Genomic DNA, 16,763 nt, shown 5'->3' on the forward strand with positions numbered 1-16,763 from the left:
GGTGGCTACGAAAAACGCACTGGCCGAGCATAGTCTGCGCCGGGTATACCTCAATAATACGGTGATTGTGGTAGTTGCCCTGGCTATGGTCAGTTTGCTTTTTCACTTCAACTCCGCCGAGCCTAATATTAACGCCCGAATCTTTACTCAATATAGTAAGCAGATGCAAAGCAGTGTCACCTTTGCACACTGGCAGTGGCAGGCTGAAGGGCGGCCCGAGACGATCATGATGGTGCATTATGACAGCCAGGGCAAAACGCAGAAGCGGTATCCGATACAGATGTCGCACCAGGGCGTGCCAAAGGTGGAAGCGTCCCGTGAGGGGTGCAGCAAGCTTTGGAAAATGCTACTCAACATACCGATGCAAGCGAATGGATTTCGGGTGACCGGTAACTATTTCAGTGATGAGTTAAATGGTGGTGAGCCGTACAACGCTCGCTGTCGCTTTCGATTAGGCCAGGGTCGATATATTGATTACCACCTAGATCGCGGCGAGGTGTCACTGAATGCAACCCAATGAGTATTGGCAAGGCATACCAGATTATCGTGCAGGGTGGGGAGCTACCACCTTGCACAGTGCTATTGAGCAGGAGAAGGCTGTGAAATTTACGAAAAAAACGATGACGGGCCCGGCCGGTGTGCAAGGTTTTACTCTTATCGAACTGGTAATTGTTGTGGTATTGCTGGGGCTATTAGCCGCTGTGGCAATCCCTCGCTTTTTGGATATGACAGAAGATGCCGAAGATGCCACTGTCGAGGGTGTCGCTGGTGGTTATGCTACCGGTGTTGGGCTGGTACGAGCGCAATGGGAATTACAGGGGCGCCCGCAGAATAATCAGACAACCAACCAGACCTTTGTGGTTTTAGATGGCGTTACGGTCGGAATCGATCAGGATACGGGCTATCCCACCGGCCAACTGAATAACGACGGTAGTACTGAAGACATCAGCATAACGGTTCAGGACTGTAAGAGCATTTTCAATGTAATTCTACAAAGTGCGCCTACCATTACCTCAGATTTTTCGTTACAGCCTTTTGAAGGCTTTCGTTACTTCACCTCAGTGGGTGCCGGGGGCGGCGTGGCAGGCAACGATATATGCTATTACTACCTAAGTCAGACAATTAAAAGCCGTTCTGCAGCGCCCACGGATAACACCGTTGGCAACGGCTTTATTTACGACCCGCGAATTGGCCAGGTAGTTACATTCACACGCAACTAAGTATAAGAAAATAGACTAAAGTTGGCTTCTTCAATAACCGGTCATGTGCAACATTTGAATAAGATTGGTAGGAGTATTATAAAATGAATAACCGTGGTTTCACCTTAATCGAATTAATTGTAGTAATAGTTATCTTAGGCATTTTGGCAGTGACTGCTGCCCCCCGATTTGTTGACTTTCAAAGCGATGCCCGGGCGTCTACGCTGGGCGGGTTGAAAGCTGCAGTGCAGGGGGGGGCACAGTTAGTTTATGCAAAATCTGCATTAGCCGGTGAAAACCGCAATGCGAATGCAGGCAATTCCTCCTCTGAAGTGACATTAGATAACGGTGACGTGCCGACAGACTTTGGCTACCCAAATGCCGAGAGCATGCTGACTATGAGTTGGGTAGATAATTGGGTAGAAATTAGCAGTGACGACTGGGATGTTACAGTGGGTACAGCTGATGCTACAACCCCGTCGGTGGGCCAATTTGCTATTACTCCTAATGGAATTGCATACTCAGCTACCAGTTCTGAACAATGCCAGTTAGTCTACACAGAGCCGAGCGCTGCGGGAAGAACCCCTTCCTATGAAATTCAAGATAGAGGCTGCTAATTAAGAGCAATCGTCGCAGTGCAGCCCAACATTGGGGTTTCTCGCCAGTGTAAGTCCGGCCAGCAGACCGGGTTTACACTCATCGAGTTAGTGGTAACCCTCCTTGTCATCTCTGTCATAGCGGTGACAGCCACGGTGAGGTTTCAAGACAACACGGGTTACACCGAATATACTCTACAGCAACGCTTAATTTCCGCATTGCGTCATATCCAATACCGGGCGATGCAGGATGATAGAGCAGGATTTTGCTACCAGATAGTATTTCAACACGGTAGCAACCCGGCATTTGGTCCTTCAACCAGCAGTTACGATACTGGGCAGCAAGCCACATCCTGCACCACTGTGATTGCGGCGGGCGCGCCCGACTATCTACAAGCCTCCCCAACTGAAATCAACGGCGAAAACGTTACCATGTCTACAAGGGAAGGCCACGGTCAAATTTCTTTTATCGGGTTCTCAAACTTTGGCCGCCCATTAACTACCAGCCTTCACTGCCAAAGTGGCTGTGAGATAACCTTTACCGGTACTGAAGCTGCGTCGGTATGTGTAGAGCAGGAAGGCTTCATTTATGCGTGCTAATAAGGGCTTCACCCTCATTGAGGTAGTCGCCGGCATGGTCGTGTTCAGTATTGTTATGGTCATTGTGGTTAATCTGGTAATGGGGCAGGCAACCCGCAGCGTTGATCCCATCGTACAGTCGCGGGCCAGTCATTTAGCCCAATCCTTGCTAAACGAAATCATGCGCACGCGGTTTGATGAAAACTCAGGCGCCAGTACACCAGGTTCTCGGTGTAACGAAGCTACCCCCTGCACCACCGGTAGCGGACTGGGGCCAGACAGCGGAGAAACCAGGAATACATTTGACGATGTCGACGATTTTAATGGCCTAAATGTAAGCGGTAGCCACTTTCGGGATAGTCGCGGCCAAGTAATAACGGCAGCCGGAAGTGCGGCGTTCACTGGCTTTACGGTAGCGGTACAGGTCTTTTATGACGATAATCTTGATGGCGTCCGGGATGGCGGCGGCGCGTATACGGGCAATGTTAAACTGATAAGTGTGACTGTGACCACGCCGCTTGATGAGCCGCTCACATTTACAGCCCACATGTGGAATCACTGATGGGACGAAAACATAGCGGATTTACGCTGGTGGAGCTGGTTGCCGTAATTCTTATATTAGGGATTATCGGTGCAGGTATTGGAAGTTTTGTGGCTAGTTCGATGCAGGTTTATATCGATGTAGTGACCCGCGATAAACTGCTCACATCATCTCGGTTTGCTATTGAGAGAATGGCGCGAGAGCTGCAAACAGCTGTGCCGGGCAGTGTGCGGATAAGCGGCAATACAAGCCAGCATTGCCTTGAATTTGTTCCAACGCTGTACACAACCTATTATACCAATCTCCCACTTCAACCCAGTACTGATACCGTGATTGATGCGGTGTTTCCGGTTGATGCCCGGGGCAATATTCATGTGGTACAACCTGGCAGCGCGATTATAGTCAACCCTGAAACAAACGCTGATGTGTATAACGCATCCAATAACAAAATTCAGCAAATCACTCATTGTCAGGATGACGGTGATGGAGATTGCGCAACCCGTGATGACAGCGACGAGATAATTCAGATTACAGTGAACAATGCGTTTGCCGAGGGATCGCCTGGTGCAAAGCTTTACTTTGTAAATGGCTCAGTGAATTACTGCGTGCTTGATACCACGCTGGTTCGCTTTGAAAATGGCATAACAGCGGTACAAGCCAGTGGCACATTGGGTCATCCCAGGCTAGCTACTCACGTAGTCAATTTGTTATCGTCAAATCCCGCCCTGGGTGCATCAGCCAATGATCCATTTGTTTATATTCCGGCGACCACCGAGCGTGATGCTGCGGTGCAATTGCGTTTGCAGCTTCAGCAAGACCAGGAGACACTCAACTGGCACCGGGAGGTTCGTCTTGGCTATCGCCGCTAATTTTAACCCTCTGCACAGGCAGACAGGCAGTATGCTTGTGATGTCCCTTTTTATGATCATCGTACTGTCACTGCTTGGCATTACATTGGTCACAATGATTTCATCTGGCTCACAGTCAGTGGTCCATGATGTCATCGGCACACGTGCGCATATGGCGGCGCGCAGTGGCCTCAGTCACATTACGGCCACTGCACTGCCGATTGGCGCGTCACCTGCTTCCTGCAATAGCGCCATTAATAGCCCGGCCAGTTTAACGGCTATACCCGGCATGCGATCATGCAATTATACTGCACGATGTAGTACTACCGTGGTGGACAACGGTGGAGTGAACTATCACCTATACCGGTTTGAGAGTACCGGCCGGTGTCAGGAGGGGAACGGCTGGATGAGCCATACTGTTACTGACAGCAATTTTATTCCTCAGTAGCCGAATATTCTGCTTCTCTAGTGCAGGGGTTAGCCTGCCGCTACAAAACTACCACAAAAGCTGGCCGCCAAAACAACCTAGCGAAATAACCTTGCTGCCGAAATTTCACGGCTGAACCGGCTTTTTTCAAGCTGTAAGTAAGTGCCCCAGTGAGTTTACCAACGACATTATTGACTTGTTAAATGATTGACCACTACTTGAAATCAACATTTATTCCACCAAAAAACTTTGCAAATAAATTAAAAACTATCGCTTGAAGGATTCCCAAACCAAACCCCACGATCCAAAAAACGACAGGCATGCCCAGTAGAGCACCTAAGGCAAGGACTGTACCGAAACCTATGCCTTGCATACCCGTGGAAGTAATTATTTTGGCACTCACTAGTATATCTATAACGAGTCCGCCAAAAGAATATACGATTCCGGAAACAAATCCCAAAAGAGCTAATAAAACAGCCTGGAATTTTGCGAATGACAAAACATCTAGATTCTTACATTTAGCCAATATACGGATACCTTCTCGAACACCTATCACTAAGCTTTAGGGCGCATACCCGGGGCCATAATCGCGAAGCGGCCCCGTGTATGCGTCCCAGTGACCGAAGGGAGCGGCAACAGCGTATTGTTAGGCATGTTTTAAACACTCCTCTAGCTTTTCAATTAAAGCATTCGAACGCAATAAAATTAGCTCTGCTTCTTCAGAATTTATTTCACGTCCATGAGCTGCAGCGTTTCCCAATTTAACAATTTCAAGAAGGGCCTCTGACAAAGGGCGAGTAATAACCTCATCGTTAGCTAGGGTTTGCAGCCGTAGTGAGAGTGAGTGTTTAGTTTTTCCCATATCGGGTTGATATTTACGGATTGTTTTCTCGATTTCTACTCGCAAGGCTACAAAGGCAAGTGATGTGTCGACTCCCTGATATTCGGCGGCACTTTCTTTTACAATTGCTCCAGAGGTAACTTTTTCTACTTTCTGCAAAGCATCTTTAAGTTCAAGTTTTAAGCCGCCGGGTAACTCTAGCGACTTCAAATACGGAAAGACCCAAGGTAATGCGGCAAGCACAACCAAAAGGACGGTGATTGAATCAATTGTTACGGCATCCACAAATTGGTGTGTAAATGCTAATGCTAGAAATACAAAAGAAACAAAAAAACCGAGAACATTCAAAATTCCTCCTTGAATGCCTAACGCCCCAAGCAGGGGCAATAACACGTAGGCTATAATACTGAGCGAAGCGAAGGGAGCCTACGTATTTTTGTCCCAGCGAGCCCGCGAGCGAGTTTATGCGATTGTTAGGTTTCATTGTGATTCAACGAAGAAAGAACTGATTTCAATTGCGGAATAGCATATTGAACAGAGCCCATACCTTCTAGTGAAACCATTAACACGCCTTTATTAATACCGAGACACGCAGCAACTAAATGCCCTTCTTCATTTGGCCCTGAATAAGCAACTAATTCCCAAGGAGCACTCGTTTGAACATCTAAAGGGGCAAGTTGAGAATATAATTCCATTTTAGGAAGTTGTTCATTGAGGTTTGATAAGTAGCTTTTCATTTCAGCTAATATCTCAGCTCCCTTTTCTACGGATGGCACAATGTAAACTGAAAGAATGATTACCTGTTCTGATTCTTCATTTGCTGCAACAGTTGTAATTTTGTTTGTATTTACAACGGACCATCCATTTCCAAGAGTTAAAGAAAAGCCATTGGATTGGATTTCTTGAGACACAGAACTAAACGCTGTAACTAATAAAATCAGACCGAAAAAAATCACTTTCATTTAATCAGTTCCTTTGAAACCTAACGCCCGAATAACGGGCAATAACACGTAGGCTAAAATTGGAGCGAAGCGACTGAGCCTGCGTGTTATTGTCCCAGCGAGCTTGCGAGCGAGTTTATGCGTTTGTTAGAGCCGTTAGCTAAAGAAATCCTGCTGTGAATCTTTAAGAGCTTTCGTATGGCGATATCTAATGCCCTGTTTAGTTTTGTGCACATCATCACCTGCAATAACTTCTACTACAGTTGTAACGGCATAGCCCGTCACCTTAACCTCACCAATTTCGTCTATTTCTCTGGATTTTATCAGTACACATCTGATACATGAACCATGTTTGAATGCAATATTTTCAAGTAGAACATCTTCTTTAAAATCTGCGTCATTCATATCGAATGAAATCACAGCTTCCTCGTAGACTCCCTTCCATTTAAACCGGCCTTCTTTAAGTACTGGAGAGATAATTTCAATGACTGCATTTTCATCAACTTCTGCACGAAGTGTATCGGAGCGTATAATGAACTTAGTGAAATTTTCTCTCAATATCTGCCGCTCATCACTAAATAAATCACCGCTATCTGAATCTGAGAGTGTAAACCCCACCTTGTCGATCGTATGTTCGTTTGAAAGTAAGCTGTAAAGATTTGACCTTCTTTTCACTACTTTGAGATTTTTATCTATTACCTTTGCAGCTTTATTTATTATATTTTTATCTACTTCTGAAACTGCCTTTTCTTCGAGTTCAAGTTTAAGCTTTTCTATGTTTAACTTTTTCTCTTCAATCGTAAGTTTTTTTATCTCTTTTTCTAAAGCTTCCATCTCTGGATCTGTTGTAGGGACCCGAGAAAGAACTATCGTGGTGATTACTAGTAAGATTGTGATCTGGTTATTATTTTTACCCATGGCTTTCCAAAAGTCCCTAAATCCGCCTTCGCTGGGGATGCTAGAATATAAGGAAACATCAATGGATAAAATTGAGGCGGCTTCATTGAGGATTGCTAATATTTCACCTTCACACCTATTTCGCAATGATGCATCGATTAAGTGTGAATCGTTATTGAAGTAATAATGGAGCTCGAATAAATCTGCTGTACTACTCATTGAAATTCCTTTTTCATGATTGAAATAGCCTAAACCAAGTACAAAAACTTCTCAAGGCTCTAACTTTTGAATAAGGGGCGCAGACGTGTGGGCTAAAATCCGAACGAAGTGAGCAGCCCACACGTTTGCATCCCAGCCCGCGTAGCGGGCGTACTTAATTTTTTTGTTAGGTGACATGCTAAATACTACCTTGAATAAACATTGCTAACACACCCAACGAAAAGCAAATGATTGGCAACAAATCCCAGTGGCCGTAATTACCATAAATTTTGTAACTACGGACTGATTGCCAAACCGACAATGTAAATACTACTAAATATGATGCTGCAATAGCGACAACTTTAATGCTAGAAACTGTCGGCTCATCAGTGAAGCCAACTCCAAAAGCAAGAGACATTAAGCATATAAACAAGGTTAGCGGCAACAGGATGATGCCCCCGATTAATAAATTAAAATTCCTTGTAAGCCATGAGAACACTTTGGCACCTAACGCCCGCCAGCAGAGGCGCAGCTTAACTGCGTCCTACTACTGGCTTTGTTAGCCAAACAACTACCATTGTGGCACACGAGGCTGCTTACCTCTCGAGATGGATACTCTGTTAATTACTGATGTATACTCATCTTTGAAACTTTGAGTTTGAAGCAATGCAATAGCGTGATTCTTCATTTCTTCAAATGTATTTATTGGAATTTTTGCAATCAGCTCGATTACGTCCTTTATATAACCATAAATGGCTTCGCTGGCCGTACTAGGCTGTTCGCTCAACTCATAAAAATCCTTTCCCTCATGAACCAGCTTGTTTCTTACATCAGTATATAGTCGATCATATTCTTCTAGTTTCCGACCAAATAAATTAGCATCACCATTGGAAAGTAGTGATGCGATATAAGTTCTATGCTTCCAACCTGTCCACTCAGGGTCAGTCAATCCATCTAGCACGAAGATCAAGTTTAAGAATTGAGATTCATCGCCTATAGAGTAAAAGGATTGACGACAAGATCTTAATGCAGAAATTACAGCTTTTGCCATTTCATTTTCAATGTCATTGCTATATACAAAAGACAGATAATCAATTCCAGGCACAAAAAAATCATCAACTTGTGGGCCTAGCCAGTTATTACTAACTGAGAAAGGCTTAGATATACCTCCTAGTTCTAGAGGTTTTAGATGAGTCTTACCCAAGGGGATAATATTTACAGAATAAAATCCATTATCCATCTGCCCTGCCGGGTTTGGTGTGAACTCTCGTTTTACAAAAGAGCTGTGAGCGAATCTCACAATATCCATGGCATGTTCTGCAAGCGACAAGCACTTATTTATAACGTGGTCGTTATGGTCTATGCTCTGGTTGAGCTTTAGCAGATCTCTGTAGTTTAGGCTCACTTCAAATTGGAGATATTCTCCCTCAAAATTAGCTAACCTTTCATAGGGTTCTTCATCAAAATCTTTTCTACAGTAAAAAGTATATTTCCCCAGCACTAGAGTCTTTTGAATAAATATTTTTTCAAGAGGAATAATGACTATGCAATCTAACATTCTGTCATCATCCTCCAATTCAGCTAATTCTAGGTTGGAATCTTTTGATTTCGACTTTTCAATGTAAACCCAATCAAAGGCTGCTCGAAAGTCGTCGAGCATTTCTTTGTTGCTTTTTGTAATGGCTTCATCATAGATATTAAATGTTATACCATCCCCTTCAGGGAAGGGGCTTACCCAATAACCTATCTCTCTTAGTTTCCCTAAAGAGATTTCAATTCTCGTTTTTACATCACTAAATTCGCTTTTATTCCAAAGCAAATTGCCCGAGTAGTTCTCTCTTGGAGGCAAAAACCTTGCTTTCATTCATCATCCTCTGACGGCTAACGCAAAGCTAAGGGGCGCGAACGTGCGGCGAAAATGGCGAAGCCGCCGCGCGTTTGCGTCCCAGCGAACGAAGTGAGCGACTTGAGCGTTTTGTTAGGTGCGTGGCTTTTCATAACGAACAATCCAATTTTTAAAGCACTTGGTAGTAGGTTTCCGGAACTTGGTTTTCCAAATAGTTCGTCGAGCAACCCGTGTATAAATTCTGGAGGTTGTATCTACCGTTTCAATATTCTTAACTTCACCGCGCTCGGTAACGATGAACTTTAAAGTTACTGCTTCTGAAATATGCTCTGGCTCAAAACCACCAGAAGGTGCACCTGGCCAAAGTAACTTTAGAGGAGCCAATGGCTTTATATCTTCTGAGCATTCTTCGATACTCGTTTGAGCCTTGATTGCAAAAGTTAAACTGCTCAAGAAAATTGTTAACAGAAACCTATTCATTAAGCACCTAACAATTTACTAGATCCCACAACGGGGTAAATTCCCTGTCCGTTTCGGGGTATTTGTGTTTTTGATAAACACCAGAATACGGCATAAGTGCCCGGTGTCAAAGTGAAAAGCTGGGGTGGGGCTTTTTGCTCATGCACAAGAAGAGACAAAACGGCTTAGATTAAACGGTTTGCTAAACCAGGGGGCGCGTTACCTATTTCTTCGTATAATTATCTCATTTACGTTACCGGAATTTGCGATGTTCACAGCTCCAAAACGGCCTACATCTTTTGGTCAGCGTATTGCGCCGTATGTGCGCAAAGAGTTGGCGTGTGCCCGGCGAAATATGTTGCGTGGTAAGCCGGATGGGGCATTTGCGCATTTGGAGCGGGCACATATTCTGGGGCAGCGTTCGACCTACTGGCATGTGGTGGCCCATGTGCATATGCTGCGCTGGGCGGTGGGGTGTCATCAACTCAAAGAGCTGGCGGGTCAGCTGTTGCGCATTGTGGGCGCGGCCAGTAAAACCGCTATAGGCCTGGTACCGGAAGGCAACCCTGGGGGGAGTAATATCAGCCCGTTTGCGCGCCGGCCGGTGCCACCTGACTTACAGGCGATATTGCATCGCGTATCTTCTTGATATCTTTCCTTTCTGTCTTTGGGATCCTACCTGTTTGGCGCGTAAAAGCGCTGGGTGTTTAGTTCAGGTGCCGGTATAGTAGCTTCTATAAGTTTCTGATTTTATTGCTGAGCGGTGGATAAGCTTTGCTTGGCTTTCGTTGGTGGTGCCGGGTGTACAAGGAGTGAAAATGGTGTTGTATGTGTTTCCCAGCTTGTTGATTGTGGCGGTGTTGTTTACCGCGATTGTATTAACCAATGAGGTGGGCTTTCGGTTGGGGCGTTTTGTGCAGCGCCACACCGATGAAGAAGTAAAATCTTACACCGGGTCGATTCAGGCCAGTATATTAGGCTTATTGGCGCTATTGCTGGGTTTTACCTTTAGCATGTCGATGCAGCGCTTTGATGCGCGCAGCATGGCGCTGATTGATGAGGCCAATGCTATCGGCACAGTACAGCTGCGGGTGGTGCTATTACCCGATGCCTTGCAGTCCAAAGCCGCTGGCTTGCTAGATGAGTATATCGACCTGCGCCTGGCGGTGGCTGAACTGCCGATGAACCGGCAAGCTGAGCAGCAGGCATTATTGACCCAGACCGCCCAGTTGCAGCAGGCGTTATGGCAGTTGGTTAGCCAGGCAGCGGAGCAGGATCCGCGCCCGGTCACCACCGGGATGATGATCACCGCGCTCAATGCCATGATTGATGCACAAGGCAAACGCAATGCGATATTGCACATGCAGGTGCCGCAAATAGTACTGCTGGTGTTGTTTGCTGTATTTAGCATTGCCGGTGGCATGATGGGCTATTCAGCCGGGTTAAGCGGCCACCGGGTGTTTATGCCCATTGTGCTGGTGGCCCTGATCATCACCCTGATTGTGTTTTTAATCATTGATTTAGACCGGCCCCGTCAGGGCATCATTCAGGTAGACCAGCAGGCCATGACCGCGCTGCCAAGATTATCCGGCTAAACTGGCGTTTGTGGCAATCATCAGCTGTACTTAGCAGTGCCGGGCGTGCATGGGGCGCGCCCTTTTTTTGCTGACCGGAGCATGCCATGGAATATATCGATGGCTTTGTGGCTGCTGTACCTACTGCCAATAAAGAACAATATTTAGACCACGCCCGTAATGCCGCCGCTTGTTTTAAAGATCACGGCGCCAGCCGGCTGATTGAATGCTGGGGCGAGGATGTGCCTGATGGCGATCTCACCTCATTTATCAAAGCCGTGCAGTGCCAGGCCGATGAGACGGTGGTGTTTTCCTGGATTGTGTGGCCCTCTAAAGCAGTGCGCGATAAAGGCATGGAAGGGGCCATGAGCGATGAGCGCCTGCACCCGAACAATAATCCCATGCCGCTTGATGGCAAGCGGATGATATTTGGTGGGTTTGAAAAGCTGCTGGATGAATAGCAACCTCAACAAAAAAGCCAGTTCGAGATGAACTGGCTTATGCTGGTAAGAGCCGAGCGAATGGTTATTTGAGTACTGAGACCAGCGCCCTGGCCAGGGTATCCACATTTTGCTGGTTGATACCGGCGATGTTCACCCGGCTGGATTCTACAAAATACACACTGTGCTTATCGCGCATCTCACGAACCTGTTCTGGCGTGATACACAAAAACGAGAACATGCCTTTTTGCTGGTTAATAAAGCTGAAATCCTGCGGCGCGCCGTTTTCTTCCAGTTTGTCCACCAGCATGCTGCGCAGGCTTTGCATACGATTACGCATGCTGTTGACTTCACTCACCCATTCTTTGTTCAGGGCGGTATCAGACAAAATAATGTCGACCAGCGCGCCACCGTAGCTGGGTGGCATAGAATAAATCCCACGAGCGACAGACTGGATCTGGCCCTGTACATTGCTGCGGATTTTACTATCCGGGGTCACGATGGCGGCTAAGCCCACACGCTCACGGTACAGGCCAAAATTTTTGCTGCACGAGGCGGCGATGACCACTTCCGGCAGGTTTTCCGCCAGCAGGCGGATGCCGTAGGCATCATCTTCCAGGCCGTCGCCAAAGCCTAAGTAGGCCACATCCAAGAATGGAATAAACCCACGTTCCTGGGCCAGCTCCAGTACCGCATCCCACTGGTCGCGGGTTAGATCGGCACCGGTTGGGTTATGACAGCAGCCATGTAATAACACCACATCGCCCTTACCGGCGGTTTTTAAGGTGTCCATCATGCCATCAAAGTTGATGCCGGCTTTGTCTTTATCAAAGTACGGATAGGTTTCCAGCTGCAGGCCTGCAGAGCCAATCAGTGGAATATGGTTGGCCCAGGTAGGATCACTCACAAAAACCCGCGCTTCATCATTACTGCGGGCAATCAGCTCGGCCAGAATACGCAGTGCGCCACAGCCACCGGGCGCTTGCACAGCAGCAATCCGGTCGGCCAGCAATACTTTGCTGCCTTCGCCCAGTAGCAGCTTAAGCATGTTGTCCACATAGCCCTGGTGGCCCTGTGGGGTGATATAGCTTTTGGTGGTTTCACGCTCAAGCAGAATTTTTTGTGCTTTGGCCACCGAGGTCAGGATGGGCGTATTGCCTTTTTCATCTTTATATACACCAACACCCAGGTCGATTTTGGCGTCGTTTTTATCATCGTTATAGGCCGCAGACAGGCCCAGGATGGGATCCGGTTCAAGATGGGGTAATACTTCAAACACAATAATTCCTCACATGGCGTGACTAGTAAGCAAGCACCGCATTATGCCACCGATAAGCTAAATTACGAGTGCTGGGGCAAAATTAATTCACCGCCTCAGGAAAACTGAAAGTGAGCGTTGGTGTGGGTCATCTGTTCGCCGCTGGCGGCATAGGTGCGCTCTACCCAGGTGGCCGAGCCGTCTTTTTTAACCAGCAGCAGGGTTGAGGCGCGGGTACCGTAATCCTCTGAGCGGATAAAAATGGGGGATAAGCGTTTTTCCCACTCAAACGGCACCCCGGTTTGCGGCAAGGCTTCATCCGGTGCTTCGGTGGTGTCCTGCAACAACTCAAACAAGCCGTCTTCGGTAAGCCGGTCGGCCTGGCTGCAATAGTAGGCCAGCGCATCCACCCCGCGAGACAGCTTGGGCCAGGGCGCGTTGAGCCGGGCATTGGAGAGGCCGTGTACGCCACTGTCGACCGGGCTGACCTCGCCGGTGGCATTATTAAATACCTGCAGATTACGCCAGGTACCGTACAACAAATTAAAGCCATTGTAATCAGCCTGATGATGGCGCAGGCGGCTGGCAAACGCACTGTCATCCTGCTTCCAGGTTAAATAGTCCACCACCAGTTCGCCACGGCTTTTGGCATCTTTGCGGTCTTTGCCCGGCTGGCGAATGTTAGTCAGCGCACCGATGCGCCCGCCACGGGTGACGCCCATCCAGGTGCCGCCAGCCTGTAAATCTTTGCCGGCAAAAATAGGCGGGTGGGAACACCAGATATGCGAGGACTGGGTAGGACGCTGATGAAACTCATCGCGGTTAGCGGCAATGACAAGAGGGTAGTCTTTTCGTTGATCCCTGGCGATAAATAAAATACACATATCGGCGTTACTTCTCCTCTTAGCCACATTGCGTGGTTCTTATATATATACAAATTGGCGTTAGATCAGTTCGAAGCCCAACAAAAGTATGAGTAAAGCCACCTGGCAGCGTCCACAGGGCAATTAAAATGTGCTACCGTGCAAACCAGGCTGTTTTGATTTTATGCAGGGAGACCATTTGTGAGAAAACCAGGCTTTACCACCGCCCAGGTGCATGCCGATCGCCGGTTAAACACCCCCGAGCACGGCGCGGTCCATACCGCCTCCACCAATTCGGTGCTGTTTGAATACCAGGATGCCCAGGGCATTGTGGATGTGTTTCAGGGCAAGCAGGCCGGACATGTGTATTCACGGTCTTCATCGGCCTCGGCCACTGCACTGGCCAATCAAATCAATGCGCTGGAAGAGGGCGTGGGGGCGGTATGTTTTGCCACCGGTATGGCAGCCATCAGCGGGGTGTTTTTATCACTGTTTAAGCACGGCGATCACATCATTGTCAGCCAGTACTTGTTTGGCAATACTCGCAGCCTGATGGACACGCTGGCCGACTTTGGCATGCAGATCAGCTTTGTGGATGTGACCTGTTTAGAAAGCGTGCGCGAAGCCTACCAGCCCAACACCCGCGCGGTGTTTGCCGAAACGGTGGCCAACCCGGTTACCCAGGTTGCGGATATGGCGGCCATTGGCCGTTATTGTCAGGAGCGTAATATTCTTCTCATGGTGGATAACACCATGACCCCGCCACCGCTGTTTAGCGCCAAGGCAATCGGCGCTGGCTTAGTGGTCTGCTCGCTGACCAAATATTTAGGCGGCCATGGCAATGTACTGGGCGGTGCGGTGATTGACACCGGGGTGTATGACTGGCAGCAGTTTGAAGGTATTCGCCCGGCCTATCAAGTGGCCGATACCATGCAGTGGGGTTTAACCCAAATTCGCAAAAAAGGCCTGCGCGACATGGGTGGCACCCTGCCGCCGGATTCGGCCCACAAACTGGCAGTAGGCATGGAAACCTTAGGCCTGCGGATGCCGCGTTGCTGTGACAATGCCAAACATCTGGCTACCTTCTTAGACAACCACCCAGCTGTTAAGGCTGTGTATTACCCAGGGCTGGCCGACCACCCGCAACACTTTTTGGCCCGCGAACTGTTAACCGAAGGCTACGGCGCGGTGCTCAGCCTGGATCTGGTCGATGGCATTGACCCCATCCGCTTTTTAAATGCGCTGCAACTGGTGATCTGTGCTACCCACTTAGGCGATACCCGCACCCTGGCGTTGCCGGTAGCGCCCACCATCTTTTTTGAAGCCGGTGTGCAGGAACGGGCCCGCATGGGGATCTCGGAAACCATGATCCGGGTGTCGGTAGGCATCGAAGATATCGATGACTTGGTGGAAGATTTCAGCCAGGCGCTGGACGCCGTAGCGCCAGCGTAAAAACTCGCCACTTTACTGTTGTTAATCGGCCGCCTGTGCGGCCGTTTTCTTATCCTCGTCCGGATCATCATAGGACTTTTCGAAGCGCAGTAACCGGTGCTGCGGATCCACTTTTACCTGTGCATTTTTAGGTACCGCCAACCGATGGCTTTGCAGCATGTCAATGGTGTGCAGTTTTCCGTTAACCGTCACCTCCACCGGCATCGGGAAAGGCCGTTTTCCCGGCACCTGCCAGTTAAGCACCAAATGGGTGTCGGTACGCGTTACTTCCAATACGGGCAGCTCTGGCTGATACAGATACACATCAAAAAACCAATGCAGTGTGCGGCCGCTGTGTTTGTTCACCAGGCGAATAAAGTCGTTGGTGGTACGGTGCAGCGGTTCAATCTGGTCGGGGTTTGGCTCGGGCGTGCCGTACACAAGCTCGCGCACCGCGGCAAAAAAGGCTTTATCACCAATCAGGTGGCGCAGCGAATGCAGCATCCAGGCGCCTTTATAATACACATCCAGCCCCGGGCCCAGCTTGTCGTTGGCCACCTCGTGCTCAGCGCGGCTGTTACCCGATACCAGTGCAAAACGGTTATTCAGCTTGCTGCGCAGTTTGTCCATGTACGCACGATAAGCTGCCGGGCCATCCAAGTGGCCAGCATATAATGGCTGCATATAGGTACCCAGGCTTTCGTGCAGCCATAAATGGTCCCAGTCGGTGCCGGTCATCTGGTTGCCAAACCACTCATGGGCCAGCTCATGCTGCAATAACCAATCAAAACTGTTGTCGTCCTGTTTATAGTTGTTGCCGTAGGCATTGATGGTCTGGTGTTCCATGCCCAGATACGGGGTCTGCACCAAGCCAATCTTATCCTGGCTAAACGGGTAGGGGCCGATGGTGCGCTCCATAAAACGCAGCATGGGCGGTAGTTGTTCAAACAACAAGCGGGCCTGGCGGGTTTCCACATTGCCGGGCAGATAATAGTAGACCATGGGCACAGTCTCACCGGCGCGGCTTTGGTAGCTGCCTTCCATTGCCTCAAACGGGCCGATGTTCAGCGCAATGCCATAGGTGTTGATAGGCGTGGTGGAGCGCCAGTGATAGGTTTTGGCATTGGCCTGGCTGGTCACCCGCAGCAGGGTGCCATTGCTGGCGGCTGTCAGATGCGGCGGCACCGTGATATGAATATCGGCGCGTTGCGGTTCGGCAAACGGTTGGTCAATGCATGGCCAGAATAAATCACAGCCCTGGCCCTGCACGGCAGTGGTCACCCAGGGCAGGCCGCTGGGTGTGGTTTGCCATAGTACCCCGCCATCCCATGGCGCATCGGGCGGCTTGCGTGGCTGGCCATAGTATTGGATTTTCAGTTTGAGCGGAAATGTCACCGCCAGCGGCGGGGTGATCAGCAACTGGCCATCGGGGTTTCTCACATTGCCCGGCGGCACCTCGGTGCCATTGATCCACACTTTTTCAACCTTAAACCGGGTGTCCAGGTCCACCGACAAGGTACGCCGGGGCCGTTCGCTTTCCAGGCTTAAAGTGGTAGTGCCGTAAAGCACCTTACGGCGAAAATCAAAATTAAACCACAAGTCAGCATGGGCAACGGTGATCCCCTGTTGCAACGGGGCCACCTGGCCACCGGATTTCAGTGTGTAGGGGGTTGAAAGTTCACGCGATGGGGTGCCTTTGATCACCGGCTTGCGGGTTGCGCAGGCAGTGGTGAAAAGTAACGCCATCAGGCAAACAGCAATCAATCGCATAGGGTGTCCATAAACAACAGGTTATTGAGAATTGACCCTCGCCAGGCGGGTTTGG

At 48.8% G+C, this 16,763-nt stretch carries 19 protein-coding genes; 10 read left to right on the top strand and 9 right to left on the bottom strand.

What is annotated here, in order from left to right:
* Position 1 precedes the first annotated feature (1 nt).
* The 6 genes from ACTUJZ_RS01940 (at position 2) to ACTUJZ_RS01965 (ending at position 3,784) form a co-directional block, all read left to right on the top strand.
* On the top strand, positions 2-520 hold the full coding sequence (locus ACTUJZ_RS01940) for a hypothetical protein (protein ID WP_463634577.1): 519 nt from the start codon (positions 2-4) through the stop codon (positions 518-520).
* A gap of 100 nt (positions 521-620) precedes the next feature.
* Positions 621-1,220, top strand: coding sequence for a prepilin-type N-terminal cleavage/methylation domain-containing protein (locus ACTUJZ_RS01945; RefSeq protein ID WP_463635223.1), 600 nt, complete (start codon positions 621-623; stop codon positions 1,218-1,220).
* Positions 1,221-1,303: 83 nt separating this feature from the next.
* Positions 1,304-1,816 carry a type II secretion system protein gene (locus ACTUJZ_RS01950; RefSeq protein WP_463634578.1) on the top strand — a complete coding sequence of 171 codons (513 nt, stop codon included), beginning with the start codon at positions 1,304-1,306 and terminating at the stop codon, positions 1,814-1,816.
* An 18-nt stretch (positions 1,817-1,834) separates the two neighbouring features.
* Complete coding sequence (locus ACTUJZ_RS01955; protein ID WP_463634579.1) at positions 1,835-2,395, top strand: prepilin-type N-terminal cleavage/methylation domain-containing protein; 561 nt, start codon at positions 1,835-1,837, stop codon at positions 2,393-2,395.
* Positions 2,385-2,936 carry a prepilin-type N-terminal cleavage/methylation domain-containing protein gene (locus ACTUJZ_RS01960; protein WP_463634580.1) on the top strand — a complete coding sequence of 184 codons (552 nt, stop codon included), beginning with the start codon at positions 2,385-2,387 and terminating at the stop codon, positions 2,934-2,936. Before ACTUJZ_RS01955 ends, ACTUJZ_RS01960 begins: the two co-directional genes overlap by 11 nt.
* Complete coding sequence (locus ACTUJZ_RS01965) at positions 2,936-3,784, top strand: prepilin-type N-terminal cleavage/methylation domain-containing protein (protein WP_463634581.1); 849 nt, start codon at positions 2,936-2,938, stop codon at positions 3,782-3,784. Before ACTUJZ_RS01960 ends, ACTUJZ_RS01965 begins: the two co-directional genes overlap by 1 nt.
* A 620-nt stretch (positions 3,785-4,404) precedes the next feature.
* On the opposite strand, the gene ACTUJZ_RS01970 is transcribed toward ACTUJZ_RS01965, so the two are convergent.
* The 6 genes from ACTUJZ_RS01970 to ACTUJZ_RS01995 form a co-directional block, all read right to left on the bottom strand.
* Positions 4,405-4,716 carry a hypothetical protein gene (locus ACTUJZ_RS01970; RefSeq protein WP_463634582.1) on the bottom strand — a complete coding sequence of 104 codons (312 nt, stop codon included), beginning with the start codon at positions 4,714-4,716 and terminating at the stop codon, positions 4,405-4,407.
* 120 nt (positions 4,717-4,836) lie between these two features.
* A complete protein-coding gene (locus tag ACTUJZ_RS01975) occupies positions 4,837-5,424 on the bottom strand; it encodes a DUF4145 domain-containing protein (RefSeq protein ID WP_463634583.1) in 588 nt (195 codons plus the stop codon).
* 80 nt (positions 5,425-5,504) lie between these two features.
* Positions 5,505-5,993, bottom strand: a complete 489-nt coding sequence (locus ACTUJZ_RS01980) for a hypothetical protein (protein WP_463634584.1) — start codon at positions 5,991-5,993, stop codon at positions 5,505-5,507.
* 135 nt (positions 5,994-6,128) lie between these two features.
* Positions 6,129-7,088, bottom strand: coding sequence for a hypothetical protein (locus ACTUJZ_RS01985; protein WP_463634585.1), 960 nt, complete (start codon positions 7,086-7,088; stop codon positions 6,129-6,131).
* Between the two features lie 550 nt (positions 7,089-7,638).
* Positions 7,639-8,931 (bottom strand): hypothetical protein, encoded by a 1,293-nt coding sequence (locus ACTUJZ_RS01990; RefSeq protein ID WP_463634586.1) that lies wholly within the window; start codon positions 8,929-8,931, stop codon positions 7,639-7,641.
* 114 nt (positions 8,932-9,045) lie between these two features.
* A complete protein-coding gene (locus ACTUJZ_RS01995; RefSeq protein ID WP_463634587.1) occupies positions 9,046-9,393 on the bottom strand; it encodes a hypothetical protein in 348 nt (115 codons plus the stop codon).
* 247 nt (positions 9,394-9,640) lie between these two features.
* Between ACTUJZ_RS01995 and ACTUJZ_RS02000 the strand changes: the two genes are divergently transcribed.
* The 3 genes from ACTUJZ_RS02000 (at position 9,641) to ACTUJZ_RS02010 (ending at position 11,407) form a co-directional block, all read left to right on the top strand.
* Entirely contained in the window at positions 9,641-10,021 is a 381-nt protein-coding gene (locus tag ACTUJZ_RS02000; RefSeq protein WP_463634588.1) for a DUF3703 domain-containing protein, read from the top strand.
* Between the two features lie 169 nt (positions 10,022-10,190).
* The gene (locus ACTUJZ_RS02005; protein WP_463634589.1) at positions 10,191-10,967 is read left to right on the top strand and encodes a bestrophin-like domain; all 777 of its coding nucleotides are present in this window, start codon (positions 10,191-10,193) and stop codon (positions 10,965-10,967) included.
* Between the two features lie 86 nt (positions 10,968-11,053).
* Positions 11,054-11,407 (top strand): DUF1428 domain-containing protein, encoded by a 354-nt coding sequence (locus tag ACTUJZ_RS02010; protein WP_463634590.1) that lies wholly within the window; start codon positions 11,054-11,056, stop codon positions 11,405-11,407.
* Between the two features lie 64 nt (positions 11,408-11,471).
* On the opposite strand, the gene ACTUJZ_RS02015 is transcribed toward ACTUJZ_RS02010, so the two are convergent.
* Positions 11,472-12,665 (bottom strand): amino acid aminotransferase, encoded by a 1,194-nt coding sequence (locus ACTUJZ_RS02015; RefSeq protein WP_463634591.1) that lies wholly within the window; start codon positions 12,663-12,665, stop codon positions 11,472-11,474.
* 95 nt (positions 12,666-12,760) lie between these two features.
* Positions 12,761-13,528 carry an NRDE family protein gene (locus tag ACTUJZ_RS02020; RefSeq protein ID WP_463634592.1) on the bottom strand — a complete coding sequence of 256 codons (768 nt, stop codon included), beginning with the start codon at positions 13,526-13,528 and terminating at the stop codon, positions 12,761-12,763.
* Between the two features lie 180 nt (positions 13,529-13,708).
* Between ACTUJZ_RS02020 and ACTUJZ_RS02025 the strand changes: the two genes are divergently transcribed.
* Entirely contained in the window at positions 13,709-14,959 is a 1,251-nt protein-coding gene (locus ACTUJZ_RS02025) for a cystathionine gamma-synthase family protein (RefSeq protein WP_463634593.1), read from the top strand.
* Between the two features lie 21 nt (positions 14,960-14,980).
* Here the strand turns inward: ACTUJZ_RS02025 and ACTUJZ_RS02030 are convergent, their stop codons facing one another.
* Positions 14,981-16,708, bottom strand: a complete 1,728-nt coding sequence (locus ACTUJZ_RS02030; RefSeq protein ID WP_463634594.1) for a M1 family metallopeptidase — start codon at positions 16,706-16,708, stop codon at positions 14,981-14,983.
* Positions 16,709-16,763 lie beyond the last annotated feature (55 nt).

Source organism: Alteromonas sp. WD8-37 (assembly GCF_055326825.1).